Consider the following 23,441-nt stretch of genomic DNA (forward strand, 5'->3'; position numbering starts at 1 on the left):
TTCCTTCTGATAAGAAAAAGCCCGCCCCTTGTCCCCACGTGGGGCTAGGGACGGGCCTTTACCTGCGGCGGCTAGTTCGTAGACCCACCAGCCGTTTCCGGGGTGTCCGGCTTCGCCTCGATCATGGTGTCCGCGCCGGTGAGCTTCACGATGCGCTGCGCATCAAGCACCTGCGCACCCGCGAAAGTATCCACCACGGCACGGTCGGTGAGGATGTCCGGGTCGTAGTCCTGGAGGTAGCGCAGGGAGAACCCCTGGGCGGCAGTGCGAGCCGCGAAAGCCACACCGCGCGGAGCCATCGTGGTACGAGTCGCCAGGGTGATCGCGTCACGCTGGAAAGCCCAAGCTTCATTAACACCCACGGTGTAGTCCGCAATGACCGTGAAGCCGTAGAGGTTACCGAGGGTGGCTTGGCGCAGCAGGCCGGAATCCCCGGCCTCGTTGACCTTCTGCAGCTGCGGGTGATCCAGAAGCGCTGCCTCCCAGTTTGCACCCACCACGAGCACGCGGCCCGTCAGAGGCACGCCGCGCTGGGAGAGTAGCTGGTGCGCGGAGCGGATCGCGGGCAGCACATCCTCACGGTAGGTGGCCTTAAGCTGGTTCGGCTTCACCGAGATGCTCGCGGCGGCACCGAAGCCCGCGAACTCCGTCCCGGCCTCACGCAGAGCGTTGATGGTGTCGTAGCTCTTACCGTCCACGCCCACGTAGGGCTTGGTGGACTTGTCCACGGCGGTCAGGCCAGCGGGCACGGACTGGAACGCGGCCACCACGGCAGCGTTGATCTGCGCAGCCACGGACTCCGCCATCGGGGCGACCACCTGGGACTCCAGATCAGTCAGCGTGAACGTGACGAAATCATCCGGGAGCTGCACCGCGTTATAGACCTGATCGGTCAAGGTGACCGAGGTGTGCGGCTGGTACAGCTCGCTATACTCGATCTTGTCCTGGTTCTTGCGATTGTCCTGGGTGTACACCTTGGCCTTGTCGATCATCACCGGGCGCTTCACGGTGACCGACGCGCCACGCCCAGGGGTGAACTCACTGGAGTAATCGGTGTTCACCATGCGTGCGAGAGTGGACTGGTACTTGAGGGCGGCCAGCATCGAGCGTGCGGCCTGCTCCGGGGTGTACAGAAGGTGCTGAGGTGCAGCCATTATGTCTTACCTTTCGTAGATACGGTTGCCGATCTTGGACAGATCGGTCTCATCCTCGGGCCGGGTAGCCCGCACATCGCCACGACGCAGCCCATCACGCGGCACCGCCCCCGGGATGAAGCTCCGCTGCTCAAACTGGCTGAGAAGTGCCTTCGCATCCTCCACCAGGGCCTCCCGAGTGTCACCAACGAGACGAGTAGCCATACCGAGCGGCAGACCCACCTCATCGGCCACGTCGCGCTGGAGGAGCTTCCGCTCCGCCTCCACCGCGCGGGCGCGCAGCGCCTTATTCTCCGAGTTCTTCTTCCGCAGCTGGCGGTGAAGCTTCACGACGTCCTCGGAAGTATCCTCCTCAGTGTCGGTATCCTCCGCCTCATCGTCGGGAGTCTCCGTGGACTCCTCTGCTTCGGCGGGCTCCTCGGCCTCGGCAGCAGCAGCGAGGTCGTTCGGGGTTACCGGGGTCTCCTCGGCGGCGGCCTCCGGGACCGCATCCACCTCGGGAGCCTCAGTAGTCATGGCGTTGTCTGACATGCTCGTTTTCCTTTCGCACCAGGCGACCAGGGGTACTCCCCGGCCACCAGGGCCGGGCTTTATTCACATCCTCATCGCAGCCGCCCGGTACCTCTCGATCCGCGACAAAAGGGCTCGCCGCTGCTCCTCCAGCGCCACCACCGGAATATCGTGGTCCCCCTGACCCGCCGATCTCAGGTCAGCGATCTCAGCCTCCACCCCTGCCAGGCGGCGCTGGAGATCATCGGCGTGATCCAAATAGTCCTGCGCCGACCAATCCGCCGCCTTCTTCACGGTGCCCTTACGCTCGGAGGCCTTCCGGGGCGCTGGGCGCTTCTTCCTCCCCGTGGCTTGACCGCGTACCGGCGCTGGGCGCCGCGCCCCCTCCAGCGGGCCGTCGTAGTCCTCCGGGAGCGTGCCGGACTCCCGCCACCTCCGCCACGCCGCCATCGGGTCCACCTGGCCTGCGGCCACCTCTGCCCACTCCCGAGCCAGCTCATTACCATTACCAGGTAGCCGCAGCCTGCCGTCCACCTTGTACACCGGCTCCAGGGTGCATTCGCACAGGTCATGGACCTTAAAATTGCCGCCGCCTTCAAACCGCGAGTTCGACTCCGCGAACGAGTCCGAGCGGTACAGCCCCTCCCCCTCGCCCATGAGCCCTGTGTAGGATACGCCGCGGCTCGCCAGCATCGCGCAAAACGGGCACGGGTCGGCATCCACCACCCGCGCGTACCCAATCGGCCCATGCCCGCGCTTGACATCCTCCTCGATGACGCGGCGGCCCCCATCCGCAGCGAGCTTGGTGGCCTTGCCTGCCACTGCGCGCTCGCCCGCCTCCATCGCGTCCGCCGTGCTGTAGCCCTTCCTGCTCACCGCTTTGAGGACCCCACGCACCGTGCTCACCAGCTCACGGTAGGCGTCCCCCTCATCGTAGGGGTCCGGGGCCTCGTAGATCGGCTCATGCTGCTCATCCTCCACCTGCGAAAAGGCGTGTAGGTAGTCCAGGGAGGTGTAGTGGCTCAGCGTCCGATACTGGACCACCTTCGGCGCGGCCTCGCGGGCGAATACCTCCACGGTCTCATCAATCCGCGCGTAGTCTACCGTGCGGCGGAAAAGCCGCGCGATCCACCGCCGCAACGACTCCCCCAGACTTACCTGCTCCAGCCGGTGCCGCTCCGTGAGCGCACGCCCCTTAGCTGTCCTCGCCACCGGATACATCCTCCACCGAGGCGAGGCTGTGGCGGCGCGCCACAGCCGTCATCGGATCCCGCTCCGTCTCCTTCTCGGCCTCCTCATCAGCGATGCGCTCCCACTCGGCAACCTGAGAGCGCTCCACACCCGGCACCATCTGCCACAAAGCCCGATGCGGGGCGTGGAGCATCTGCGCGAGCTTACCCAGCGCGTCCGCTGCCTGCGACAAGGAACGAATCTCCGTGTCCTGCCACGTCACGCGCAGCATATCGTCCTCCGCGATGCTGGACATTCCAGCCATCGCCGCCGCGACGCGCAGCAGCCGCGCATACGACGCGCCCGCGCTGACCTGCCGCTCATGCACCTTCTGCGCCAGCGGGGCGCGCGCCGCCGCCAGCGCCTCCGCGCTCAAGTTCACCAGCTGGCCGGTCAAGGCATACGCGGGAGTCTGGGACACCGCCGCCAGGGCCTCAATATCCGACCGCCACGAGGACACGAAAGGGTCAAGCGCTGTGGCGTCCAAGGTCCCGAAGCGGGTATCAGGGGACTCACCTATGAGCACGTCATCCTGGGCTAGCTTAAGGCGCAGCTCATCCGCCTTCACATGGTCGGTCTCCTCCGTGGGGTCGCCGTCCTCATCCAGCAGCGACGGAATCTCTAAGCCCGTCGCGGTCTTGACCTTCCATGAGTTGAAATGCTGAGCCAACAACCTGTCATATGCAGTTTTGTTGATACGTTGGGCGGTGGGGATAAACGGCTCCACATCCCCCACCGTGCGGCCCTGCAAATCCACCTGGTTAGCGAACCGTACCACCGGCACGAAGCTCACCCCCGTGGGGCGCTCCTCTACCACCCGGAAACCGCCCAGTCTCGTCCCCACACGCTCAGGGCCCTGCTCCACCAGGTACGCCACCCCCGGCACGTGAAGGAGGTACCGCGTACGCTTTCCCTCAGTGCTCAACGCCTCCAGAGCCACCGAGGGATACTCGCCCAGGCCACGCCCCTCATACTCGACCGCCATGTGGCACGGCGACAAGAACGAAATCCTGGACTTACCCCGCTCCTCCGCGTGAGACACCACCCCGTAGGAATGCCCGTAGGCGATCATCGCCCGGTGGTTGGCGATCTGCTGCACGGACATGTCGTTAGCCATCCACAGCCGCCATGCCTCCTCCACAGGCCCCCCATCACCCTCAACACCGTCTACATACATCGCCTGAACAACGTTGCTCACCACGAGGAGCAGCCACGGTGTGCGGGACAGGGCGCTGAGTGCTCTGTGCTCATGGGTGGCCTTCGGCGGCAGGTCAAACCCCGTTTCCAACTCCGGCCGCAACCACGAATCTACGCGCTGGCACGCTAACTCCTGCTTGCACATCTTCGCGCTCAGACGGTCAAAGACCTCTTTCAGCTCCAGCTCCGTCACGCCACTCTCCCTCGTTTCTTCTGGGCCACCGGCTCCATCGTCAGCCCCCGCACAGCCAGGGTGATCGCGCGGAGGGGTTCGATAGCCACCTCACCAAATTGCTCCCATGTCCAGGCGGTTTGCGACGATCCCACGAGCCGCTTGCGGGCCGTGTGCGCCGCATCATCCAGCAGCGGGTGCTGCGAGTGCAGCAGCGTCGGCTCCGCCTCCCCATCCTCATCGACGTGCGTCAGCCGGTCGTACACCTCCTCCGTCGCCCGGGTCAGGTCCCGGGTGCTCGCCAGCGATACCGGCACCCCTGCGTTCGCCAGCTGCATACCCAGCGATGCCGCACCAGACATCGAATCCACCACCACCCCCGCCTTCGGCTTGTGTTTCTTCACCACGCGGGCCACTTCATCTTGCACCCAGGACACACCGGACTCCGCCGCGATCAGGTCTACTACCACTCGCCCGTCCTTGAGGAGCGCCGCGCCCGCGAGGAACGCCTTATCGCGGTCCCTCGTGACCTCCAGCGCGAGGGACCGTCGCTTTGCCTTCGCGCCGAGCATCGCCTCCGGCGTCACCAAAGCCCGCGCCCACACGTCCACGCCGATCACCGCATCCAGTGATGCCTCCGTCCAAATCCCTAGCCGCTCCCGCTTGTACGCCTCCTCCGACATACCACGCAGATCGACCTCCTGAATCCAATCCCACGACTGCACGTAGCCCAGCGATGGGTTGGACTGCACCACGGCCTCCATCGAGTCCCACGGCACCACATCCAGGTCCGCCGCCCACTCGAAAAACGCCAGGTGCCGGTTCTTTTCCGGCTCATCCAGCGCGCGATCCCGCACCGACCGCAGCACCGTCGAATAGTCAAACCCAGTCGAGGAGGTATACCACAGCTGCGGTGCCGGGCGCGCCGACAGAGTAGGCAGCAGATCAGACACCAGCGTCTCATCCAGCTGAAAAGCCTCATCGAGCACCACAAGATCACCGGAGAAGCCACGGCCACCGCCGCCCTGGCGGGCCAGGAAGTCAATCCTGCGCCCGTCTTTGAGCACGATGCTCACGTTGTCCGAGGACTCCGACATGCGCTTGACGTGGCTCATCAGTTCCGGGCTGCGCTCAATCACCCGCTTCAAATCGCGGTACGCACCCTTCGCGGTCTTGAACTTATGCGCCGTGTGGATGATCTGCTCCTCCCCGAACAAGAACAGGCCCGCGAGTTCGCGGGCCATGAGCACCACGTTCTTACCGTTCTGGCGAGGCACCACCAACCCCACCTCGAACGCCTCCCACGCCCCATTTAGACGCTCGCCCAAGGCGTTGCGCAAAACCAGCTTCTGCCACGGGAACAGGTGCAGGCCGAAAGCATCCGCGAGATCACACGCATCATCCCCGGCGGTGGTTCTCCACGCCGGGGCCAAGAAATGCGGCGGTACCTGCGCCCCCACCGGCTGCGAACGCACCGGAAACTCCGAGTCCGGCACCACCAGCTGCCGGTCACGCACCATCCCCATCTACGCACCCTCCCGCTGTGCCTTCGCCAAGCGGGCCTGGCGCTTCTCCATGAGCTGATCCAGCGCGGAGCGCTCCTTGGCCTTGGCCTCCGCCTGCTTAAGCACCCCGATAGCGCTCAGGGTGCGAGTCACCGCCGCCTGCATCTGGCGGGCCTCCGAGATCATGCCGGTCACCACCACCTGCACCTGCGTGGAGCCATCATCAAGCTCCTGCGGGTCCCCCAGCTCGAACCAGAGTGTCGAGTCCGTGCTAAGCGCCGCAGCGAATCGTTGCAGACGGTCGGTCATGCGGCACGCCTCCAAGAGGGCGACCTGCGCCCCGGCATCCAGGTCGTACTCACTGGTGATCGCCTCCCACAGGGCGCGGCCCGCGCGCTTGAGGAACGTCGGAGTCTCCGGCGAGCCAGCCTCCGCCGAGGCCAGTACCTTCTCCCCGGTTGCTTCGTCCTCCACGCGCTTTTTCACCATCGAGCGGCGCGGCTTCTTCTCCCCCGAGGCGAGCTTCGCGCGGTGCTCGCGGGCGTGCGCGTTGTACGCGGCGCGGCACTCATCGCAGGTGCGTTCCTTCTTGCGCACGTGCTGCCGGTAGCCCGCGACGCTGCCGCACTTCGGGCGCTTCTGCGGTGGCTTCTTCTCGTCCATGCCTGCTATCTCAGCGGAGCGCGCGGAATGTGAACCGCTCCGCGACATGTAAACCGCCTGGGATTTGAGAAATCCGGCCCCTGCCGGATTTTAGCAACGTGGCCAAAAAGAAGAACCAGCCAGCAGAATTAGGCCGGGGCGGATGGATGGCTATACCGGGAGGTGCCGGGGGTTGTGCCCTTGGGGGAGTCCTCCCCCTCCCTGGTGGTGGTTGCCCCTCTCTTGGTGTCCTGACCTTGCGTTTTGTTCACTTCGTCGTTGCTTGCTGTTGTTTTGTTTTATTTATTTTTCTTATTCTTTTCCATCTTCGTTCACTTTACTTATCTTATCTTCAATCATTCTTCGTTCATTTAATCTTCTTCTTCACTTCTTCATCTTACTTTCTTCACCATTCAATTAACGTTGTTGTTTGCTTTGTCTTTCTTCCTTTTCCTCGACTTGAATTGCATTCTCGGTGTGCTGGTCGTGTCTCGCCGTGGAGTTGTCCTGCGCGTGCGATGGGAACGACATGGTCGAGGGTGAAGGCTCGTGCGTGGTGTGGTGGCAGGGCCATGTCGATGGGCTGGCCGCAGAGCCAGCAGACGGCGCGCGCGGGGTCGCGCTCTAAGCGGCGACGTTCGCGGGCGACGCGGCGGCCCCAGCGGGCCTTATCTCCGTGGCGGTCAAAGCGTGGCATGGGGGCCTCCTGTCTTGCGGGGTGAGGGTATGAGTAAAGCCCCGGCCATCGTAAGGTGATGACCGGGGCTGTGGCAGTGGTGGGCGACAGCGGTTAGGGCCAGAGGGGCATCTGCTCGCCTACGGCGGCCCCCAGGTCGATGTCAGCTTGAAGGCGGGCGTGCTGGGCGCGGGCGATGGCCTCGGCCAGCTCTTCCCAGGTGGCGGAGCGGAGGACAGGCCAGTGGCGGTGACGGACGTGGTGAATGGTGTCTTTGGGGATTCCAAGGCGGCGTGCGAGTGCCCGGTCGCGTTCGCCGGGGCGGCGTTCGGTTTCGATAAGGTGGGCGGCGGCTTCGACGGGGTACTCGCGCACGCGGGGGTTGTGGTCGGCTCCGATGGTGCCGGCATGGAGCTGGCGGTAGTGGCCTAGGCAGAGTCCGAGGCCCTCATGGTCTGGTGCGGCGCGGGGTCGTGGGCAGCCGACGCGGAGGCATTTGGGCATGGATTTTCACCCCCTTTCTGTAGTGTTTGTGCTGGTGGTGGCCCGATTACGCAATACAACAGATTTGATGTATTATGGGTCTTGTGAGGGTGAGAGACTCACAACCTCCCGGCCCAGCCGGGCAGGGAGAACTAGATAGAGGAGGTGAAGATGATGGATTCCATCACCGCCCTAGCCGGAGCGATCAGCGGCCTCATCACCGCAATCACCGCGCTACTACGGCTCATCTGGACGATCTACCAGGATCAAAAAGAAAAGCCCCCGCACGGTAAGCACCGCAGAGACTAGAGCACCCCGCCCCGGCTCCTGGCTACTCGAACTAGCCAGGCTCCCCGGGTGCGGGGCACCCCTCCACCCTAACCCCTCAACGAAAGGACTCCCATGAAAACAACCGCCATACTGATCTACATAGCCGCAGCGCTCAGCGTCTTTGCCATCGCCTTCACCGGCTTAAGCGGCTGGTGGGCCGCTCTCGTACTGACCCCGGTTGCTCTTATGGCCGGGTATGACCTCCGTGGACGAATCGGGGGTGCTCATGCTGGCCGTAGCTGACCTAGAGACCGGGCGGGTGTACTGGACGGCCACACAGTGCGCCGACCATATCGGCATCTCCCGGGCGACTTGGGCAGCCTATGCCTCCCGCGACCAGTGCCCTGCCCCCGCTGAGCGTTTTGAGGGCCTGCGCTTGTGGGACGCCTCGGAGGTGCGGGCGTGGCACGCGGCACGCCCGTCGCAGCAGCGGCGCGGCTAGGCCCCGGTGGACCCGAACCCGCCTTCGCCGCGCTCTGTGTCCGGCAGGCTTTTTACCAGCTCCATCCTGGGGGCGATAATCGGATGGAGCACCAGCTGAGCAATCCGATCCCCCCGATTGACCATGACCGGTCTACCACCATGGTTGATCATGAGGACTTGGATTTCTCCTCGATAACCTGCATCGATGGTGCCCGGGGCGTTGAGGATCGTCAGCCCGTGGGCACTAGCTAGCCCAGACCGGGGGGTGATATAGCCGACATGCCCGTGGGGGATGGCGACACGTACTCCGGTGTGGATGAGCACACGAGACCCAGGGGCGATACGCACGTCCTCTGCTGACTGGAGGTCTAGGCCGGCGTCATCGGGGTGGGCGCGGACAGGGTCGTATCCGAGGTAGGAGACCACCAGGAGGGGCTGATCTAGAGCGGGCTCCGGCGCGGCGGGCATGTAGATGTTTTTGAATGCATGGCATAGAGCGTTAGCCCTGCGGGAAATGATTTTCATAGTGCCTCCTTGAGGGTGTAGATGGTGATGAGTGCCCCGGTGGGGGCGTTGTGGAGTGCGCGGTGCTTGTGGCCGATAAGCCGGGTGACTTGGGAGTCATCGCGGAAAGCGACGCCGGTGAGGGCGTCATCGACGGCGCGCAGGAGCTTGTCGAGGTCGGGGCGCTGGATCATCGGGTCATTGCGTTTGCAGCCCCAGTTTTTAGGGCGGGGCATGTGGAAATCCACGTGGAGCTCGATGGGCCCTTCGAGTGGTTGGGTGATGTGCTCGCGGGCTGTGCGGGCGATGGTGCTGCGCCAGGACTTGACGTTTTTCGAGGATTCCACCAGCCTGCCGCCACCAACATGCCTTTTGCTTCCTTGGGGCGCGGGCAGGCCCGGCACAAAGAGCTTAATCCTGGTCATGGTGCTGTCACCGCCTGTTCGGTGTCGGTGCCTGCGGGGGTGTGGGTGAGCCAGACGGTCCAGCCACGCTTGATCTGAAACCGCAAGGCGTTGATGTGGCGCATGGCTTCATAGCGGCTGGTGTGGGTCGCCACGATCGGACTCACATCGGGTGTGGGTTGGATGTGGACTTTCCATAGATCACGCATCGGGGGCCTTTTCTCCCCACAGCTCACGTAGCTGGTCAATTACGTCGGCTTGATCGGCCATGTGGACCTCGCAGAGCGTGAGTGCGGCTTCGAGGTATGGGCGGCGGCGGGGGATTTCGTTGCCTTCGGCTTCAGGCCAGTCGTCGTCCTGGGCGATGAGGGTGCGTAGCTGGCTGGGGGTGCCGTCCCAGCAGCCGACGCGCATGTGCCAGCCGTCGGGGGTGGGGACGAGGTAGACCTGGCCGGAGGGCAGGCGCTCGATGACCAGCCCATCCCAGTAGGCGCCCCATAGGTTAGTCCACCGTAGGGCAGTGTCTCGTAGGTCAGCGTCTCGTAGGTTAGCCCACCGTAGGTCAGCCCACTGTAGGTTAGCGCCCCGTAGGGCGAGATGGCTCAGGTCGAGGCCGCTGAGGTCTTGATTTGAGAGGTCGAGAGGACGGTCGTTGTCGTGGGCCTCCTGGATGCGGGCCTTGATGTCGGCTCGGGTGAGGGTGCTCATGCTTCCCACCCCCAGCGCAGCACACGGCGCTTCTTTTGGGCCATCTTTTCCGGCCAGACGGTATCGGTGGACATTATCCAGCCTCCGTTGCCTGCGCCCCAGTAGGCACCTTCTCCATCAGCCGCCACGATGGTGCCCCTCGGTGCGTTCTTGTAGTCTCCTTCAGTTTCGAGGTATTCCGGGTGGTGAGTTTCCAGGTTGGTTCCCTCGATTTCTGTGATGTCGTCGAGGATGTCTTGGATTTTCCCGAGCTGTTTGTGGGTGGTGGCGAGGTGTTGTTTTAGGGCGGTGATTTCTCCGATTATTTGTCGGAGGTCGTTAATATTCGTCGTGTTCATATTCCCATTCCCTTTCGTATTCGTATTGGTTTTCTGCGCGTATTTCTTCTATGCGCGCTTGTGTGGCTCCGGGGTCGTATTCGAGTTCCACTTCGACTTCTGCGGCGTCGCGGTCGGCGAGGGCTTGGCGGAGGTAGGTGTCTACCTCGCGGTCGTCGGTGGGGTCTTCGAGGTGTCCGCTGGTGGTAATGGTGGCGCGGATTTCGTAGACGCCGGGCTGGTCGGCGGGGTGTGTGGGTTCTTGCATGGGGTCTCCTTTCCGGGTTTTGGTCTAGCCATATCCTGTGGGTTGGCTGTGGGTGTGGCGGGGTGGGGCGTGTGGGTGCGGCGCTTAAAGGCCGTTTTCCCGCTTCGAGATATCCGAAATGAACACGAGTACCAGGGAGGGGGTAAAAGTCCGCGAGAGCCCACCTCTCGTTCGTTTTTGGGCCACTCTAGGCCTGGCCGATCTTCCCGATCATCGCCGTGAGACGCTGACGCGCCCCCGCCGCCTCCCCCACATCCGGAGCAACTTCCCCAGCATCAGCACGCCGCTGCGCCAGCGACTTATAGCCTCTGAGCTGCCCAAACGTACCCTCCGCGAGCTGCCGGTCACGCTCCTCACGCAGCTGCTCACGATGCGCCGCCAGCGCCTCCCGCCGTGCAGGGTCCGCCTCCCACCGATCCCGCACCACAAAAGCGGCTTCCCGCAGGTCACGCGGGGTAACCATACGATCCCCCGCCATCTCCAGACACCACACCTTCACCGCCTCCAGCCACACCTGCGGAGGCAGCGACACCCGGCCCAAAACCTCCCCCCACGCCGTGGCCGTCACGCCGTCTTCATCAGGCTGCGGGAAGCGATCCGGAGCCAGAACCTTCCCCGCCGATAGCACGTAATGCCCCAGGTCATAGGCGGTTTCATGCACTGGTGATCTCCTTCGGGTAGCGAGGATTACTCGGCCATGTCAACGCCCCCTGAGCCGGTGGCGACACCACGGTCTGCCTGCCTGGCATTGGCCCCCAATCCTCGGGCCTAGTGCCCCGCAAGCGCCGAGGTTTCTGCTGCTCACCGGCATTTCTCACAGGCAGAGGTTCGTCCTCCCAGCCGTCGCGGTTCAGCCACGTCGCCGGGTGCGGGATGAACTGCCGCTCGGGCAGGTTCGGGTCGCTGGCCAGGCGTTTCGCCCCATCGAGCACCGCCTGCTCCCCACCCCGCCCCTTCGCACGCCTCCACGCCTCCAGAGCCTTGCGCTTGCCCGTGCGACGCGGATAAGCCGCCCAAAACATCTCGAACCCGACCGGGTACTCAGCACGCTTTCGAGAGGGTTCCCCCGAGGCACGATCACGCTCAAACGGCCCGTTTGAGCAAGAGCCCGATAGGGCTCTCTTACTGTTCCCCTGTTCCCCTGTTCCTACTCCGAGTTTTCCCGAAACTTCGGCGGACTCCCCCGAATCCTCGATGTATCCCTCCGAGTCCTCGGCGGGAACCTGTCTGAACAGGGGCTTTGTCGGATCAAACGGCGTTCCATCCTCCGGGGCAGGGTGTTTTGACCTCTTCGCCCGCTTGTCGATCTTCTGGTGCTTCTCCCACGTCGAAATCGAGTAGTAGGGACGTCCCGAAACTTGGTAAAACTTTACGCCGAACACTCGATGTATCCCCCCGAGTCCTCGGCGGAAATCTTCGAGGGTGATGTTTTCATCCCTCGGGAACGCGAACCCCATCAGCTCCCGAGGCTCCGCCGTCCCTCTCCCGTAGTCATCCGCCCACTGCCACATCGCAATGAAAAGCAACCGCCACTGATACTCCAGTGTCTCGATTCCCGGCGAGGACCACAGCTCCGGCTTCACACTCCGAATACGCGCCACCCCCGTCACCTCCTTCCCCTTATGGTCTACCCCAGTGTGGGGTGGTGGACACCGCCTAGAACGGTGGCTCCTCACCACCCCGCCCCGCGCCGAACCCTCCCTGCGGCGGAGCGGAGTTCCACGGATCCGAAGACCCCTGCGAGGCCTGCCGCGCAGGACCCCACCCCTGCTGGGATTTACGAGGCCAGGCATGCACATACTCCGCATCCATGACGACGTTCTTATATTCCTTGCCGTCCTTGCCCGTGGACTGCTCCTCATAAAGCCGCCCGAAGGCATTTACCGTGTCCCCCTTCTGGGGCACGTGCATAGTGGGATCAGCCCCAAAAAGCCGCACGGAAATGAAGATGGAACGCAAAGTGTCCCACTCATTTTCACCTACCTTTTTGGAGTCATTGCACCCCACGGTCACCATCAAATATGGATTGCCGTTCTTATCGGTGCCCGTAAAGGCATCCCTGACAGCATTTCCCCTGATCTCCGCTCGTGGTGTGGGCATTACGCGGCCTCCTGCTCGGGTAGCTCCTCGGCGCGGGTGGCGGCGGCCTCGGCCAGCTCGGTGAGCTGCTCGGGGGGCATCCCAATGCCCTGGGCGTGGGTGATGATCCGGTCCAGGTGCTCCCGGTCCTCCACCTGCGCCAGCGCCGCTAGAGCCTTGTCGAGCTGGGTACGGTCCCCTCCGGTCTGCTGCTTTTTGGCCTCCAGGGCGGCGCGCACCGCGTCTGCGCCACGCTCCTGCCCCTGGCCGTCCATGCGCCTAGCGGTGGCCTTCACGGGGCGCGGCTCCAGCTCCAGGTCCTCCGCCGTGTAGCGGATACCCAGCAGCACATCCGGGGCGAGCTTGCGGCACACCTCAGACAGGGCCTTGGCGTACAGCATCGCCTGCGGGTCCGAGGCGTATTTCTTGTTGCTGGTGTACCCGGCCTTCTTCGCCCGGTCGATGCTCCACGTGGAGGTCTCCGTCTCCCCGCGCGGCGACGTGCCGGTCACCGTCACCGACTCATCCGTGGACTCCACCGTCTCAAAGCAATACCCCTTGGCTTTGAGGAGGCCTGCCATCGTGCGGGCGTAGATCGCGGGCTGCCCATGCACCACGAAAACCTGTTGCAACGCCTGTTGCGGCTTCAATCCGAGTTCCGCGCCGTAGAGGATCGCCGCCGCCGCATCATCGGGCTTGCTACGGAAAACTTGCGGCACCATCGCAGTGTTGCATAGCGCGGTGGCGAGCTTGTGGGCCGCGTCCATCGCTTCAGCCTGCCGCACCAGCAGCGCCAGGCCCTCATCCGTCGTATCCGGCACACCCCCACCGAGGGGTTGAATCTCCGTACTCATTTCTTCTCCTTCTTGTTGTTCTTCGGGTCGCCGTGGGTTTTCACCCGGCGCTTCATCCACCGACGCTGAGCCTTCTTCACCCAGTGCTTGGACCACTTATTGCTCCATATCGGTGACCGCCGCAATTTCCTTATCTAGCGGATGAGGCTTACGGGGCTTCATTACTCCCGGAGCGGGGATTTCTCCCTCTTCAACAAAACGCAGTTCCATGTTTAGGCTGCCTTTCTGAATCGGTAGGTAGGTGCCCCGGTGGCCGCAGCCACAACCTCCGGGTACTTCGCTTTGAACTTTGCGGCGTCGAGCTTCGGGGTGAGCACGTCCGGGTCTTTGAGCAGGTGCCGGGCTTCCTTTGGTACCGCCCGGGCGGAGAATCGGCCCGCCACCGGCGACATGAAGGCTTTACCGTCCACGGTGGCCTTGCGGCCGCCCGCCAGCTCCTCCAGGGCGCGTTTTTCGGCCTCCAGGGCCTCCTCCACCCGGGCCTTTTCCTCCAGGAGGCGGTGGTACTCGGCCACCTGCCCCACGGTGAGCTCCACGGTCTCCTCCCCCACGGTGGGGGCCTGGGCGGTGTCCACGGCGCGCAGGAGGTCTGCTGGGGGCCGTGGTGGCTCCGCCTCCCCCAGACTCGCTACGAAATCCGCGACCTGGGCGACGACGCCCTCCCACAAATCAGCGTCCCACGCCACCTCGTAGAGGCGCGGTACCGTCGAGCCGACCTGAGCGACCACCGTGGCCTGGTGGATACCCGAGATGCCCATCTGTGCGAGCACCTGGGGGTAGATATGCGCCGGGAGCTCGGTCTCAGAGTCCCATACGGACAAGCTGTTGGAGGTCTTACACTCGATGATCCAATGCCCCCGCCCTCGTGCCGCACGCCTATCCAGTGTGGCCTGATTCGCAAACGGCAAGTTCTCGTCGGTGTAGGCGACCTCCCCCCGCCCGGTGCGCCACCCTGGATGGTGGCGTCGCCACCACGCCACTAGGGAGTCCTCCGCATCATGCCCCCAGTCCAGGTAATCCCCAGACAATGCCTCCGGCTCGGCCATCCCGGACATCACCATCCACAGCTCAGAGGGTGTCTCCCACGGATTCAGCCCCAGGATGGTGGGGATTTTCGAGGCGGTCACCAGCCGAGCGTGCTCCGGGCTGCCCGGGGCCGCCATCTCCGCAGGCACTAGGACGCGGCTCATGCCACCACCCCCTGAGTCCAGTACGCCAGCCTAGGGGCAGGGTCATGCTCATCAGCCCAGGACCGGACCGTATTCTCCGTGCACTGAAAGGCATCCGCGAGGCGATAAATCGCCGCTTCCCGGCCCATCAGCGCTTTGAAATGTGACCATTCGTCCGCCAGTTTTTCCGGGATTGAGCGATCCGCCTCAGGGAAATAGGCGGTGTTGTGGCGGTGCCTGTAGCAGGCCCAGCACCGATCCCGAGCGGCGATTTTCATACTCCGCCCGCAGTTCACACACGCCCCTATGCGGGTTATGGTGGTCATTTTTGCCCCTTTCGTGAGGCGAGGTTGAGGGCCTTGCTGCCGAGCGTGGTGGTGTAGTACTTACCGTCGATCTCGATGACAAGGCCCAGATTTTCTAGGTCTCTTAGGGATTCTGAGTTGAGTTTCCCTCCACCCCTGGCGACATTTTGTAGGCACAAAATATCATAAAACTCAAGCCGATTGAGTGCTTCATTTGGCGTCATTCTACCTCCCCTTGCGCTATATCAAGAGCATTATCCAGTGCATTATAAAGAGCAGGACTAAGGCAGGAATGGTAACGCAGGATAATCCACTGAAGTTTCCTTACAATTTCGTGTTCAGGGCTAGTCATGGCAGGAGCTCCATCCCCGCGTACACGCCCAAGCAGTAGAGCATGAGTGCAAGGAGGAACCCCACGCCCACCTCATCGCCCGGGGTGATGTATTCCTCCGTGAGCACCCCAGTCACATCCGCAAGACGCAACAAATCCGACTCGCGCGACTCAAACTCACCGACAGTCACGATTTGCCTGCCTTTCTCTCTGCGACACGCGCCAAATCGCCCAAAACGCGCTCCGCCTCATGAATCTGAATCCGCTGCTTAGGCGTAAGGAACGCCGAATCCCGACGGATCATCGCCAACAGCCCAACGACGCCCCGCAGTCGCTTAGCCGCCACCTGTGGGGCCATACCCGGGTACTCCATCACGCCACCTCCTGCACGGGCGGGAAAAGCCGATCGATCACAGCCCTCGGGAACACAGTTTTTGTTCCGGTGCGGATTCCCCGCAGCTGCGGGTCGAGACGCCCCTCGCGGGACTGCTCACACAGCGTGGAATACGCAATGCCGCTGATCTCGGCAACCTCCTGTAGGGAGTAGCACCGCGACACACGCGGTAGTCTTGCTATCCTGGACATTTGGTTCCTCCTCATCTGGGAATCACCCCCGTGCGCCTGGTGCTAGCAGGCACGCGGGGCTTTACATTTCAGGGGTGGAGTGCAGGTGCCACCTCGACGCAGAGATATGTGCGCCATCATGGGTGGCCCTTAAGCAGGGAAAGATCACGAAACCCGCCTTTGACGCCCCACCCCAGTGCGCGCGCCCGGACTCGAACCGGGAAAATTACACCTGTCGCGCGCCGTGCCGCCTGGAGGAATTGAACCCCCAGTGTTGTGTCGCCATGCTTGCACATCCCAATTCCAATACGGATATAGTCACGGTGACACCACGCTCCACCCTGGGGCGGCCTTGATTTGTATCCGCGCTGGTCGTTCCCTCGCGTGGGGGCGCTACCCCACCACACGGTGTAGCCGCAGGCCCGGGTGGGTCACGGCGATCTAAGAACCACGCTCACCACCCGACTGCCTGCACCCGTATCACACCAGCGCTATGCACTATTGAGTTTGCAGTACTACAACACACACAGAGATTCATCACTGTGTCGATAATCTGGGATACACGTATCCCCGCACCCGCGGCAGGAATCGAACCCGCCCAACAGCCACCAGGCCCAGGCCACCGGCACAACACGCCAGCTACATCACGCAGCCCCCTCAACCCGGAACCGACCATCAAGAAAACGGGAGATGAAGTACTCCTGCCCCTTGCCCGTCACCTTCGGCGTCTTGGACAGCGACGTATGCCCATCCGAATGCACCACCGTGGTCTCCTTAACACGGAACAGTCCTAACTCCATCGCACGCTGCGTGGGCATATTCCAGTCCATACCCTTCCGGGACACCAGGAACCCGTGACTGCGCAGCCACGCAAACAGCCGGTTCGCACCCACCGGGACGCCATTGCCACGCAAGATTTTCGCCAGGTCACCCACGAGAATGCTGGTCTTTGACGCACTCACAGCGTCCGCGAACAGGACCTTCGGCGCAGTCAACTCGGCCTGGGCCTCCAGCTCCGCACGGCGCGCCCGCTCCTCCTTCAAGTCCGTAGCCAGGCGGATGATGAAGTCCGGGTTCGTCAGTGCCTCCTCCGCCGCCGCTGGAGTGAGATACCCGCCGCGCTTACGAATCGAGGGAAGTACCTCGCCGGTGACCCAGCGCTTGAACTCACGCGCCTCGGGGCGCTTACTCCCCAGGATCACGGAGTACAGACCAGACTCCGTGATGGTGGCCATCTGCTGTGTGCCGCCGGGGGTACTCACTGAGTGAGTATCCTTTTCGTCCTCATCTAGGCGACGGGCCAGGTTCGCAGCGTCACGGTATCCGAGCACCTTGGCGACGTCGCTGGCGACCCAGCACGGCTCACCGTCCTCGGCCACGACCACACGCACCTGGTGGTCGCGGAAGTTGAACAACTGAACGTCCATCGTGTTATATTCTCCTTTGGATTCTTAGTTGCCCCGCTTCGTGCGGGGCTTCTTCATTTATGCGGCTTATGCGGTGCGATCCGATTTATGCGGCGGCGGTCGCGCTTTCGTGGATCATCATGGTGTCGAGGGGGCGGCCGGTGATGTTCTTGAGTCGCATCAGGCTCACAACATCTGGGTTGGTGGCCCCTCGTCGCCACTTCCGTACCGTCTCCCCGGTCTTGTAGAGGAACATCTGCCCCAACTGCTCGTCTGAGCGGGCTCCGCTCGCAGCCTTCGCGTGATCCAAGACCGTGGGGTCCAGTCGATACTCCATAGGTTCACCTCCTAAGTCTTTGCGGTCATTTCCTGACCGGCATGTCTCAATCATGCACGATGCGTTCACAGATTGCAAACTTTGAACGGTGGACTCACAAAACCGCAGGTAAACGTGTCTCAAAGTTGCACACACCGACTCGTCCATGTAGCCTCTAGGGCATGAAACATGGCACCTGGATCGCTCAGATCACCGAAGGGGACAGCGAACGCGAGATAGCCCGCAAAGCGGGATTCTCGAATCGCACCCTCAACTCCCAGCTACAGCGCGACCGCATCTCAGCCGAGAACGTCATTGCCATCGCCATCGCCTATGGCCATCACCCCGTCGGCGCGCTCGTGGACACCGGGTACCTCGATGAGCAGTGGGCGCAGCAGATCGACCCCGCCCGTATCCTCCAGGAGGTCTCCGAGGAGCAGCTGGCCTATGAGGTGCTGCGCCGCATGAAGATCGGCGCAAAGACCGACTACCTCACCACGGACGTGAACGAACTCGCTGCTCGTCGCGCACGGCGTGCGGGTGGGGGTGACGGAAGCACCCCTACTGTCCCGACCGAGGCCTATGCTGCGGACAGCACACCAGACGAAGACGAGCTGAGGTGGGAGTATGGCGAGGACCCTATCGACTGAGACCCTGATCGACCTGGCCGAGGCCGAGGGCATCTCCGTGCACTGGCACACCGGCGGCCCCAAAGGCGCGTGGATACCCGAGACCCAGCGGATCAGTATCCGCTACGGCATGTCCGAGGCGCAGACGCGCTGCACCCTCGCCCACGAGCTAGGGCACGCCCGCTACGGACACCCCGCAGGCCACGACGAACGGCACGAAAAAATCGCGTGGCGGTACGCCGCGCAGCTGCTCATCTCCGAGGCGGACTACGCCGCTGCCGAGCGCGCCTACGGGCACGATCATAGGATCATCGCCGCACGGCTGGGTGTTACCCAGCACCTGGTGGGGGTGTGGGCTGAGACCTGGGAGCGCAAGCGCCTCGCAGCATGACCCCCGCTAGGCACCCCCAATACCCCCGGCGGTGTAACACAATCCCATCTAATAGCAATATTATTCACAGTAAAACCCCAGCCCACCACGAAAGGACACCCCCATGCCCAACCAACACAAGCCCCCTACCTGGAAAAAAGTCCTCGCATGGACCACCATCATCGCCGGGCTAATACTCGTACTGGGCGGCGCTTTCGGCACCAATGGCGACGAAAGTAGACTCCAGTCCGCGCTCGCGGGGCTCCTTTTTGGAGGGGCGTTCTGCGCTCCCGGCGTGTGGTGGATGTACTGCGAGAAGCGCGACCAGGCGGCCCGCGAGACTGCTGCCCAGCACGCGACCAACTACGGCCTGCTCTCGGAGACTGACCGTGCGCTCCTGGGTGAGCCGCCCGCAGCCGAGACGATCGGCCGCCGCTGGCCTACCGTCGCCATCGCCTCCGTCGTAGCCCTTTTCACCGGCGCCGCGATCACCCCCGGGACGGAAACCGAAACAGAAGAGGCTGGCTTTACACCCAGGCTGGTGACAGAGACCTCCGTGGAGGTGCAGACCAGCGTCGTGAAAATCACCTCAGAAGAGGTGGTCACCGTCACCGAGACCGCTACCGAGGAGCCCCAAGAGGCAAACCAGGAGGAGGAAAGGGCGGAGCCTGCCGAGCAGGACGCCCCAGACGCCGCGAGCGAGGACCAGGCCGCACAGGAACCTGAGCCAGTGGCCTACAACCCCGCGCCCGAGCCTGCCCCGGCACCGGCGTCCGTGTACTACGCCAGCTGCCGCCAGGCCAAAGCCGCCGGAGCCGCGCCCCTCTACGCCGGAAGCCCCGGCTACCGCCCCGGCCTCGACCGCGACGGCGACGGCATCGCCTGCGAACACTAACCCGGAGGACCCCATGAAAAAGCACATCACCCTTGCTACCGCTGCGGCGGGCATGACCCTCGCCATCACCGCTTGCAGCTCAGACAGCATCGGCCACGAGGATCTCACTGCGACCACCACGCCGACCACGGCCAGCAGCACTACCCAGGCGACAAGCACCATGGCCCCCAGCGACACAGAGGAACCCGGCAGCGAAGAGCCCTCCCCCATCGAGGAAGCCGAGGTGCCTCCCGTCGCCCCGGAGGCCCCTCCCGTACAACCAGAAGCCGCGGCCCCTGCCCAGCAGCCGGAGGAGGTCTACGAGCCTCCCGCAGCCAAACCCCCCTCGCCCGGGGTATACGGCACCCAGGGCGCCCTACAGGTGGAACCACCGAGGATACTGGACAAGGCCATCGACCACTGCGGTACCACCGACATGTACGAGCGCGGCACGACATTTTTCACCGACGGGACTACCGGGTGGACCCAGGAGTGCTCCACCCAAATGGGCAGCTGAGCACAAAAAGAACCCCCGTAGCCACCACGCTACGGGGGTTTCTCAACCATTACTCCCCAGACCCAATGAAAGGAGCAGTTTTAACTATACCATGCCACAGAAGAAAAAGACCACCGCGGGCAAGGTCCGGTGGGTAGGGCGCTACCGCGACCGCCAGGGCAAAGAGCACTCCAAGACCTTTGATACGCAGCGTGAGGCCAAGGCCTGGGAGGCGGAGCAGCAGCGGGCCATGCGCCGCGGAGAATGGGTAGACCCCTCCACACACAAGATCACCGTGTCCGAGGCCCTGGAGCGGTGGGCCAGCCGCCCTGGACTCCGCGAGTCTAGCAGGGCTGCCTACGCCACCGTCGCAGCGAATCTCGGCCCCATCGCGGACGTACCCCTCGCCGAGCTGCGCAGGCGCGATACCGATGACTGGGCCACCATGCTCATCAAGGGCCGCCCATGGAGGGGCGGCCAGACAGTCTCGGAGGGCACGGCCCAGCGGTGGGTACACGTCGTCTCCGCCGCCGTGAGCCTCGCCGTGGATGATGGTCTCATCGCCCGCAATCCCATCAAGGCCCCGCGGGTAAAGGCATCTCGGAGCGTGTCGCGCTCCCAGATCCCCACCAGCGCGCAGGTCGCAGCGATCGTGGAGCGCCTGGAGGCAGGTGGGGCGGAATACATGGAGCGCGGGACTCTCCGTACCCAGGGGCCGCGGCCAGATATTGCAGACATGGTGCGCACTGCAGTGGGTACGGGTATGCGTATCTCGGAGCTGTGTGGCCTGCGGGTGCAGGACGTGGATTTTTTGCGTCGTGTAGTGCGTGTGGAGCAGCAGGCTGCTCCTGCTGGGGATGGGCTGCTGCCGCTGAAAACGCGAGCGTCGCGGCGTGAGATCGCGGTGGCCGATGACCTGCTGGAGGTGCTGGATCGATGGTGCGCGGGGCAGCCGATGGGCGAGAGAGTCTTTCGGCGGGCCGGTGGGCATCCGATAGGGCGTGTGGGGGCGGGGGCCGCGCTGCGGATCACGACAGGCTTCCTCGGGCTTCCGGTGACGTTCCACTCGCTGCGGCATTACTATGCTTCGCTGCTGATTGATAGTGGGGTGTCGGTGGCTGGTGTGCGGGCTGCGATGGGGCATGAGTCGGCGTCGATGACGCTATCGGTCTATGTGCATCTGTGGCCGGGTGCGGAGGATCAGACTCGTGCGGCGATTTCGGGGGCGGTGTCTCGTGCGGGATTTTTGCGGGATCGTGGAGAGGATTCCGGAGGGAGATTTTATGTTTCCGCAGGTTAATCGGGGTTTGTGTGGGGCATTTTGGCGTATCGTTCCGGATTGCGCTTATCCTGCTGGACACTTACCGTGGTGCGTCCAACCCGCTGCCCACAGCCTAGATCATCTTTTGGTACAAGAAAACTGGTTTTACACACACTACATTTGGCAACCGCAAAAAATATTAAAACCGCAGGCCACGAGGGCAATCTCAGCTCCCGCCGCCCGGAAATCGACCAGGAGGGGGTGAGTAAGGGTTGGTTCCCCGTCGATCTTTTCCACCACCCCGGCACCACGCAGGGCCGCCACGATCTCCCCCGGTTGCCCCAGGAGAAACAAACTTTTCCCGCGCAGATATGCCCGTAATTGCCCTCCCGTCAGCACCACCACGGCCCCGGAGGAGCGCGATAATCCCGGCTGGGGCCACGGCAGGGCCACGCCAAAGGGATTGGCCGGATCGCTCGCGGCAAGAACCACGGTGGGCGCCTCCGGGGCGTCACGCAGCAGGTCTACCACCGCCGAGGAAGAAAACTGCGCCGCCCCCAGCCCCTCGATAAACATGCCACGCATGGCCTTGCCGGACTCCTCGTACGTGGAGAGCACCTTGTAGGCGCGGGCGAAGTTCCCGCCCTCCGCCGTCACGCTGCCGCGCGCCACCACCCCGTAGCGCCAGGCTCCACCTGCCCAGCGTGTCCGCGGGGTGCGCCGCCGCACCTCGTCGGTCTCCCGCGCACGCAGTCGGACAAAGGAATCCAGACTCACCGCCCCCGCGCCGACCAGCGACCATAGCGTGGTGCACAGTGTCGCGGAATCCAGCAACACCTTGCCAGGAGTTCCTGGAACAGATAGGCGCCGCCGTCGAAGGCCTCCAGCACCTCCTGCTGCTCGGGGGCGTAGTCCGCCACGCGCGCGAGCTGCTCGATAGCCTCGTAGGCTCCGTCGATACCGGCCCAGGGTGTCCGGATCACAGTACTCTTGTTCCTCGATTCCCTCCCGGAATCGTCCGCGCACCAAGGGCAAGGCGTCCAGCACCTCCGGGGTGATCCCCAACGCCTCGCGGGCTTCCGACGCCGTGGAGGGGCCGCGATGGCGCGCCCAGCGGGCGGCCAATTGCGCGGGTTGGTCGAGGATGGGCACGTCGGCCAGGTCGATGCGGATGACACGGTCACCGAGTTCTCAGTCGAAGGCCTCATTATCCGCCGTGACCGGGGCCCGCTCCACATCCGCCCCCAGGGCCTTCAGCGGGGAGATATAGAGGACCTTGACCCCGGGCGGGGCGTCGATCAGCCCGCTGATCGCGGTGAGGAAAGCCGCCAGCGTCTTGCCCGAGCCGGTGGGCGCCACCACCAGCGCGTTGCGTCCCTTCCCGATGGCCTCCCAGGCCTGTTTCTGCACCGGGGTGGGCTCGCCCAGGCGCTGCTGAAACCAGGCGAATACCCGGGGGTGAAATCGGTCAAAACGGCCATGCCTAAATCTAACCAAAGGGATAAAATGGCGGGCATGACTGAGCTTTCCGACGCCCGCCTGACCCATCACCTCGCGCAGGGGGCCGCAGAGATCCTCAAGGGCATCCGCAACGTGGGCCTGCTGGGCGGCAGAAACCTCGGGGACGCCGGCGACGAGCTGGCCCAAAGCTGGATCTCCCGGGTGCTCGGACAACACCGCCCCCACGATGGTTTCCTCTCCGAGGAGGCCTCCGACGATCTCGATCGCCTGGGCAAGGAGCGGGTGTGGATCGTCGATCCGCTCGACGGCACCAAGGAGTTTGCCACCGGCCGCCAGGACTGGGCCGTGCACATTGCGCTCGTCGAAAACGGGGTCCCCATTCACGCCGCCGTGGGCCTGCCCGACCTGGGCGTGGTGTTCGATTCCCAGGACGTGCGCGCCGTCACCGGCCCCTACGCCCGCACGATCGCCGTGTCCCGGCACCGCCCACCCGCGATCGCCACCACCGTGGCCGAGGAACTCGGTTTCGACCTCACCCCCCTTGGTTCCGCCGGGGCCAAGGCCATGCACGTGCTGCTGGGCGACTGCGACGCCTACGTGCACGCCGGGGGCCAGTACGAATGGGATCAGGCCGCCCCCGTGGGCGTGGCCAAGGCCGCCGGCCTGCACTGTTCCCGCCTCGACGGCAGCGAGTTGACCTACAACAACAAGGACACCTACATCCCCGACCTCCTCATCTGCCGCCCCGAGCTTGCAGAGGACATCTTGGAAACGGTGGCCCGCCACGGGTAATTTAAAGGCCT

General features: G+C 63.8%; 34 protein-coding genes. 8 read left to right on the forward strand and 26 right to left on the reverse strand.

What is annotated here, in order from left to right; translation table 11 throughout:
* Positions 1-71 precede the first annotated feature (71 nt).
* From H7347_RS07255 to H7347_RS07285, 7 genes are all read right to left on the reverse strand, one after another.
* Entirely contained in the window at positions 72-1,154 is a 1,083-nt protein-coding gene (locus H7347_RS07255; RefSeq protein WP_152822782.1) for a P22 phage major capsid protein family protein, read from the reverse strand.
* Positions 1,155-1,160: 6 nt separating this feature from the next.
* Complete coding sequence (locus tag H7347_RS07260) at positions 1,161-1,685, reverse strand: hypothetical protein (protein ID WP_152822784.1); 525 nt, start codon at positions 1,683-1,685, stop codon at positions 1,161-1,163.
* A 63-nt stretch (positions 1,686-1,748) separates the two neighbouring features.
* Entirely contained in the window at positions 1,749-2,876 is a 1,128-nt protein-coding gene (locus tag H7347_RS07265; protein WP_152822786.1) for a hypothetical protein, read from the reverse strand.
* On the reverse strand, positions 2,860-4,284 hold the full coding sequence (locus H7347_RS07270) for a phage portal protein (protein ID WP_152822788.1): 1,425 nt from the start codon (positions 4,282-4,284) through the stop codon (positions 2,860-2,862). Before H7347_RS07270 ends, H7347_RS07265 begins: the two co-directional genes overlap by 17 nt.
* The gene (locus H7347_RS07275) at positions 4,281-5,789 is read right to left on the reverse strand and encodes a terminase large subunit domain-containing protein (protein WP_152822790.1); all 1,509 of its coding nucleotides are present in this window, start codon (positions 5,787-5,789) and stop codon (positions 4,281-4,283) included. The genes H7347_RS07270 and H7347_RS07275 overlap by 4 nt, the downstream gene beginning before the upstream one ends.
* Positions 5,790-6,431 (reverse strand): hypothetical protein, encoded by a 642-nt coding sequence (locus H7347_RS07280; RefSeq protein WP_152822792.1) that lies wholly within the window; start codon positions 6,429-6,431, stop codon positions 5,790-5,792.
* A 769-nt stretch (positions 6,432-7,200) separates the two neighbouring features.
* Entirely contained in the window at positions 7,201-7,590 is a 390-nt protein-coding gene (locus H7347_RS07285; RefSeq protein WP_152822793.1) for a hypothetical protein, read from the reverse strand.
* 150 nt (positions 7,591-7,740) lie between these two features.
* On the opposite strand from H7347_RS07285, the gene H7347_RS07290 reads away from it, so the two are divergent.
* The gene (locus tag H7347_RS07290) at positions 7,741-7,878 is read left to right on the forward strand and encodes a hypothetical protein (RefSeq protein WP_186337357.1); all 138 of its coding nucleotides are present in this window, start codon (positions 7,741-7,743) and stop codon (positions 7,876-7,878) included.
* Between the two features lie 217 nt (positions 7,879-8,095).
* Positions 8,096-8,341, forward strand: a complete 246-nt coding sequence (locus tag H7347_RS07295) for an AlpA family transcriptional regulator (protein ID WP_227659059.1) — start codon at positions 8,096-8,098, stop codon at positions 8,339-8,341.
* On the opposite strand, the gene dut is transcribed toward H7347_RS07295, so the two are convergent.
* The 16 genes from dut to H7347_RS07375 form a co-directional block, all read right to left on the reverse strand.
* Entirely contained in the window at positions 8,338-8,847 is a 510-nt protein-coding gene (gene dut, locus H7347_RS07300) for a dUTP diphosphatase (protein WP_227659060.1), read from the reverse strand. The two genes, H7347_RS07295 and dut, sit on opposite strands and share 4 nt — an antisense overlap.
* Complete coding sequence (locus H7347_RS07305; protein WP_152822795.1) at positions 8,844-9,251, reverse strand: RusA family crossover junction endodeoxyribonuclease; 408 nt, start codon at positions 9,249-9,251, stop codon at positions 8,844-8,846. Before H7347_RS07305 ends, dut begins: the two co-directional genes overlap by 4 nt.
* Positions 9,248-9,439 (reverse strand): hypothetical protein, encoded by a 192-nt coding sequence (locus tag H7347_RS07310; RefSeq protein WP_152822797.1) that lies wholly within the window; start codon positions 9,437-9,439, stop codon positions 9,248-9,250. Before H7347_RS07310 ends, H7347_RS07305 begins: the two co-directional genes overlap by 4 nt.
* Complete coding sequence (locus H7347_RS07315) at positions 9,432-9,938, reverse strand: pentapeptide repeat-containing protein (protein ID WP_152822798.1); 507 nt, start codon at positions 9,936-9,938, stop codon at positions 9,432-9,434. The genes H7347_RS07310 and H7347_RS07315 overlap by 8 nt, the downstream gene beginning before the upstream one ends.
* Positions 9,935-10,276, reverse strand: a complete 342-nt coding sequence (locus tag H7347_RS07320; protein ID WP_152822800.1) for a hypothetical protein — start codon at positions 10,274-10,276, stop codon at positions 9,935-9,937. Before H7347_RS07320 ends, H7347_RS07315 begins: the two co-directional genes overlap by 4 nt.
* Positions 10,257-10,523, reverse strand: coding sequence for a hypothetical protein (locus H7347_RS07325; RefSeq protein ID WP_152822802.1), 267 nt, complete (start codon positions 10,521-10,523; stop codon positions 10,257-10,259). The genes H7347_RS07320 and H7347_RS07325 overlap by 20 nt, the downstream gene beginning before the upstream one ends.
* A gap of 187 nt (positions 10,524-10,710) precedes the next feature.
* Positions 10,711-11,184: a hypothetical protein gene (locus H7347_RS07330; protein ID WP_152822804.1), complete on the reverse strand. Its 474-nt coding sequence runs from the start codon at positions 11,182-11,184 to the stop codon at positions 10,711-10,713.
* A complete protein-coding gene (locus H7347_RS07335) occupies positions 11,177-12,124 on the reverse strand; it encodes a hypothetical protein (RefSeq protein WP_152822806.1) in 948 nt (315 codons plus the stop codon). The genes H7347_RS07330 and H7347_RS07335 overlap by 8 nt, the downstream gene beginning before the upstream one ends.
* A 55-nt stretch (positions 12,125-12,179) precedes the next feature.
* Positions 12,180-12,623 (reverse strand): hypothetical protein, encoded by a 444-nt coding sequence (locus tag H7347_RS07340; protein ID WP_152822808.1) that lies wholly within the window; start codon positions 12,621-12,623, stop codon positions 12,180-12,182.
* Entirely contained in the window at positions 12,623-13,456 is an 834-nt protein-coding gene (locus H7347_RS07345) for a hypothetical protein (protein WP_152822809.1), read from the reverse strand. Before H7347_RS07345 ends, H7347_RS07340 begins: the two co-directional genes overlap by 1 nt.
* A 212-nt stretch (positions 13,457-13,668) precedes the next feature.
* Positions 13,669-14,646, reverse strand: a complete 978-nt coding sequence (locus tag H7347_RS07350) for a YqaJ viral recombinase family protein (RefSeq protein ID WP_152822811.1) — start codon at positions 14,644-14,646, stop codon at positions 13,669-13,671.
* 301 nt (positions 14,647-14,947) lie between these two features.
* On the reverse strand, positions 14,948-15,154 hold the full coding sequence (locus H7347_RS07355; protein WP_152822813.1) for a hypothetical protein: 207 nt from the start codon (positions 15,152-15,154) through the stop codon (positions 14,948-14,950).
* Between the two features lie 124 nt (positions 15,155-15,278).
* Positions 15,279-15,452 carry a hypothetical protein gene (locus H7347_RS07360; protein WP_186337358.1) on the reverse strand — a complete coding sequence of 58 codons (174 nt, stop codon included), beginning with the start codon at positions 15,450-15,452 and terminating at the stop codon, positions 15,279-15,281.
* A 181-nt stretch (positions 15,453-15,633) separates the two neighbouring features.
* Positions 15,634-15,819 carry a hypothetical protein gene (locus tag H7347_RS07365; RefSeq protein WP_152822815.1) on the reverse strand — a complete coding sequence of 62 codons (186 nt, stop codon included), beginning with the start codon at positions 15,817-15,819 and terminating at the stop codon, positions 15,634-15,636.
* Positions 15,820-16,469: 650 nt separating this feature from the next.
* Positions 16,470-17,252 carry a phage antirepressor KilAC domain-containing protein gene (locus H7347_RS07370; RefSeq protein WP_152822817.1) on the reverse strand — a complete coding sequence of 261 codons (783 nt, stop codon included), beginning with the start codon at positions 17,250-17,252 and terminating at the stop codon, positions 16,470-16,472.
* Between the two features lie 85 nt (positions 17,253-17,337).
* Positions 17,338-17,568: a transcriptional regulator gene (locus H7347_RS07375; protein WP_152822819.1), complete on the reverse strand. Its 231-nt coding sequence runs from the start codon at positions 17,566-17,568 to the stop codon at positions 17,338-17,340.
* A gap of 161 nt (positions 17,569-17,729) precedes the next feature.
* On the opposite strand from H7347_RS07375, the gene H7347_RS07380 reads away from it, so the two are divergent.
* The 5 genes from H7347_RS07380 to H7347_RS07400 all read left to right on the forward strand — a co-directional run bounded on the left by H7347_RS07380 (position 17,730) and on the right by H7347_RS07400 (position 21,216).
* Positions 17,730-18,197 carry a hypothetical protein gene (locus tag H7347_RS07380; RefSeq protein WP_152822821.1) on the forward strand — a complete coding sequence of 156 codons (468 nt, stop codon included), beginning with the start codon at positions 17,730-17,732 and terminating at the stop codon, positions 18,195-18,197.
* Entirely contained in the window at positions 18,175-18,567 is a 393-nt protein-coding gene (locus tag H7347_RS07385; RefSeq protein ID WP_152822822.1) for an ImmA/IrrE family metallo-endopeptidase, read from the forward strand. Before H7347_RS07380 ends, H7347_RS07385 begins: the two co-directional genes overlap by 23 nt.
* Positions 18,568-18,670: 103 nt before the next feature.
* Entirely contained in the window at positions 18,671-19,441 is a 771-nt protein-coding gene (locus tag H7347_RS07390; RefSeq protein ID WP_227659061.1) for an excalibur calcium-binding domain-containing protein, read from the forward strand.
* Between the two features lie 13 nt (positions 19,442-19,454).
* Complete coding sequence (locus H7347_RS07395) at positions 19,455-19,937, forward strand: hypothetical protein (RefSeq protein ID WP_152822824.1); 483 nt, start codon at positions 19,455-19,457, stop codon at positions 19,935-19,937.
* A gap of 91 nt (positions 19,938-20,028) precedes the next feature.
* Positions 20,029-21,216 (forward strand): tyrosine-type recombinase/integrase, encoded by a 1,188-nt coding sequence (locus tag H7347_RS07400; RefSeq protein WP_152822826.1) that lies wholly within the window; start codon positions 20,029-20,031, stop codon positions 21,214-21,216.
* A 135-nt stretch (positions 21,217-21,351) separates the two neighbouring features.
* Here the strand turns inward: H7347_RS07400 and H7347_RS10990 are convergent, their stop codons facing one another.
* The 3 genes from H7347_RS10990 to H7347_RS11000 form a co-directional block, all read right to left on the reverse strand.
* The gene (locus H7347_RS10990) at positions 21,352-22,014 is read right to left on the reverse strand and encodes a hypothetical protein (RefSeq protein WP_186337359.1); all 663 of its coding nucleotides are present in this window, start codon (positions 22,012-22,014) and stop codon (positions 21,352-21,354) included.
* Positions 21,951-22,160: a hypothetical protein gene (locus tag H7347_RS10995; RefSeq protein ID WP_186337360.1), complete on the reverse strand. Its 210-nt coding sequence runs from the start codon at positions 22,158-22,160 to the stop codon at positions 21,951-21,953. Before H7347_RS10995 ends, H7347_RS10990 begins: the two co-directional genes overlap by 64 nt.
* A gap of 208 nt (positions 22,161-22,368) precedes the next feature.
* Positions 22,369-22,674 carry a DEAD/DEAH box helicase gene (locus H7347_RS11000; protein ID WP_370513939.1) on the reverse strand — a complete coding sequence of 102 codons (306 nt, stop codon included), beginning with the start codon at positions 22,672-22,674 and terminating at the stop codon, positions 22,369-22,371.
* 18 nt (positions 22,675-22,692) lie between these two features.
* Here H7347_RS11000 and H7347_RS07420 point away from each other — a divergent pair, with 18 nt between their 5' ends.
* Positions 22,693-23,430: a 3'(2'),5'-bisphosphate nucleotidase CysQ gene (locus H7347_RS07420; RefSeq protein WP_152822832.1), complete on the forward strand. Its 738-nt coding sequence runs from the start codon at positions 22,693-22,695 to the stop codon at positions 23,428-23,430.
* The last annotated feature ends 11 nt before the right edge of the window (positions 23,431-23,441 follow it).

It is taken from the genome of Corynebacterium sp. zg-331 (assembly GCF_014267345.1).
In the GTDB taxonomy this organism is placed as follows: domain Bacteria; phylum Actinomycetota; class Actinomycetes; order Mycobacteriales; family Mycobacteriaceae; genus Corynebacterium.

Excerpts from the sequence above, each read along its gene's own strand:
- H7347_RS07255 (WP_152822782.1), bottom strand. The coding sequence starts at position 1,154 with ATGGCTGCACCTCAGCACCTTCTGTACACCCCGGAGCAGGCCGCACGC.
- H7347_RS07260 (WP_152822784.1), bottom strand. The coding sequence starts at position 1,685 with ATGTCAGACAACGCCATGACTACTGAGGCTCCCGAGGTGGATGCGGTC.
- H7347_RS07275 (WP_152822790.1), bottom strand. The coding sequence starts at position 5,789 with ATGGGGATGGTGCGTGACCGGCAGCTGGTGGTGCCGGACTCGGAGTTT.
- H7347_RS07280 (WP_152822792.1), bottom strand. The coding sequence starts at position 6,431 with ATGGACGAGAAGAAGCCACCGCAGAAGCGCCCGAAGTGCGGCAGCGTC.
- H7347_RS07285 (WP_152822793.1), bottom strand. The coding sequence starts at position 7,590 with ATGCCCAAATGCCTCCGCGTCGGCTGCCCACGACCCCGCGCCGCACCA.
- H7347_RS07290 (WP_186337357.1), top strand. The coding sequence starts at position 7,741 with ATGATGGATTCCATCACCGCCCTAGCCGGAGCGATCAGCGGCCTCATC.
- H7347_RS07295 (WP_227659059.1), top strand. The coding sequence starts at position 8,096 with ATGACCTCCGTGGACGAATCGGGGGTGCTCATGCTGGCCGTAGCTGAC.
- dut (WP_227659060.1), bottom strand. The coding sequence starts at position 8,847 with ATGAAAATCATTTCCCGCAGGGCTAACGCTCTATGCCATGCATTCAAA.
- H7347_RS07305 (WP_152822795.1), bottom strand. The coding sequence starts at position 9,251 with ATGACCAGGATTAAGCTCTTTGTGCCGGGCCTGCCCGCGCCCCAAGGA.
- H7347_RS07310 (WP_152822797.1), bottom strand. The coding sequence starts at position 9,439 with ATGCGTGATCTATGGAAAGTCCACATCCAACCCACACCCGATGTGAGT.
- H7347_RS07315 (WP_152822798.1), bottom strand. The coding sequence starts at position 9,938 with ATGAGCACCCTCACCCGAGCCGACATCAAGGCCCGCATCCAGGAGGCC.
- H7347_RS07320 (WP_152822800.1), bottom strand. The coding sequence starts at position 10,276 with ATGAACACGACGAATATTAACGACCTCCGACAAATAATCGGAGAAATC.
- H7347_RS07325 (WP_152822802.1), bottom strand. The coding sequence starts at position 10,523 with ATGCAAGAACCCACACACCCCGCCGACCAGCCCGGCGTCTACGAAATC.
- H7347_RS07340 (WP_152822808.1), bottom strand. The coding sequence starts at position 12,623 with ATGCCCACACCACGAGCGGAGATCAGGGGAAATGCTGTCAGGGATGCC.
- H7347_RS07345 (WP_152822809.1), bottom strand. The coding sequence starts at position 13,456 with ATGAGTACGGAGATTCAACCCCTCGGTGGGGGTGTGCCGGATACGACG.
- H7347_RS07350 (WP_152822811.1), bottom strand. The coding sequence starts at position 14,646 with ATGAGCCGCGTCCTAGTGCCTGCGGAGATGGCGGCCCCGGGCAGCCCG.
- H7347_RS07355 (WP_152822813.1), bottom strand. The coding sequence starts at position 15,154 with ATGACGCCAAATGAAGCACTCAATCGGCTTGAGTTTTATGATATTTTG.
- H7347_RS07370 (WP_152822817.1), bottom strand. The coding sequence starts at position 17,252 with ATGGACGTTCAGTTGTTCAACTTCCGCGACCACCAGGTGCGTGTGGTC.
- H7347_RS07375 (WP_152822819.1), bottom strand. The coding sequence starts at position 17,568 with ATGGAGTATCGACTGGACCCCACGGTCTTGGATCACGCGAAGGCTGCG.
- H7347_RS07380 (WP_152822821.1), top strand. The coding sequence starts at position 17,730 with ATGAAACATGGCACCTGGATCGCTCAGATCACCGAAGGGGACAGCGAA.
- H7347_RS07385 (WP_152822822.1), top strand. The coding sequence starts at position 18,175 with ATGGCGAGGACCCTATCGACTGAGACCCTGATCGACCTGGCCGAGGCC.
- H7347_RS07390 (WP_227659061.1), top strand. The coding sequence starts at position 18,671 with ATGCCCAACCAACACAAGCCCCCTACCTGGAAAAAAGTCCTCGCATGG.
- H7347_RS07395 (WP_152822824.1), top strand. The coding sequence starts at position 19,455 with ATGAAAAAGCACATCACCCTTGCTACCGCTGCGGCGGGCATGACCCTC.
- H7347_RS07400 (WP_152822826.1), top strand. The coding sequence starts at position 20,029 with ATGCCACAGAAGAAAAAGACCACCGCGGGCAAGGTCCGGTGGGTAGGG.
- H7347_RS07420 (WP_152822832.1), top strand. The coding sequence starts at position 22,693 with ATGACTGAGCTTTCCGACGCCCGCCTGACCCATCACCTCGCGCAGGGG.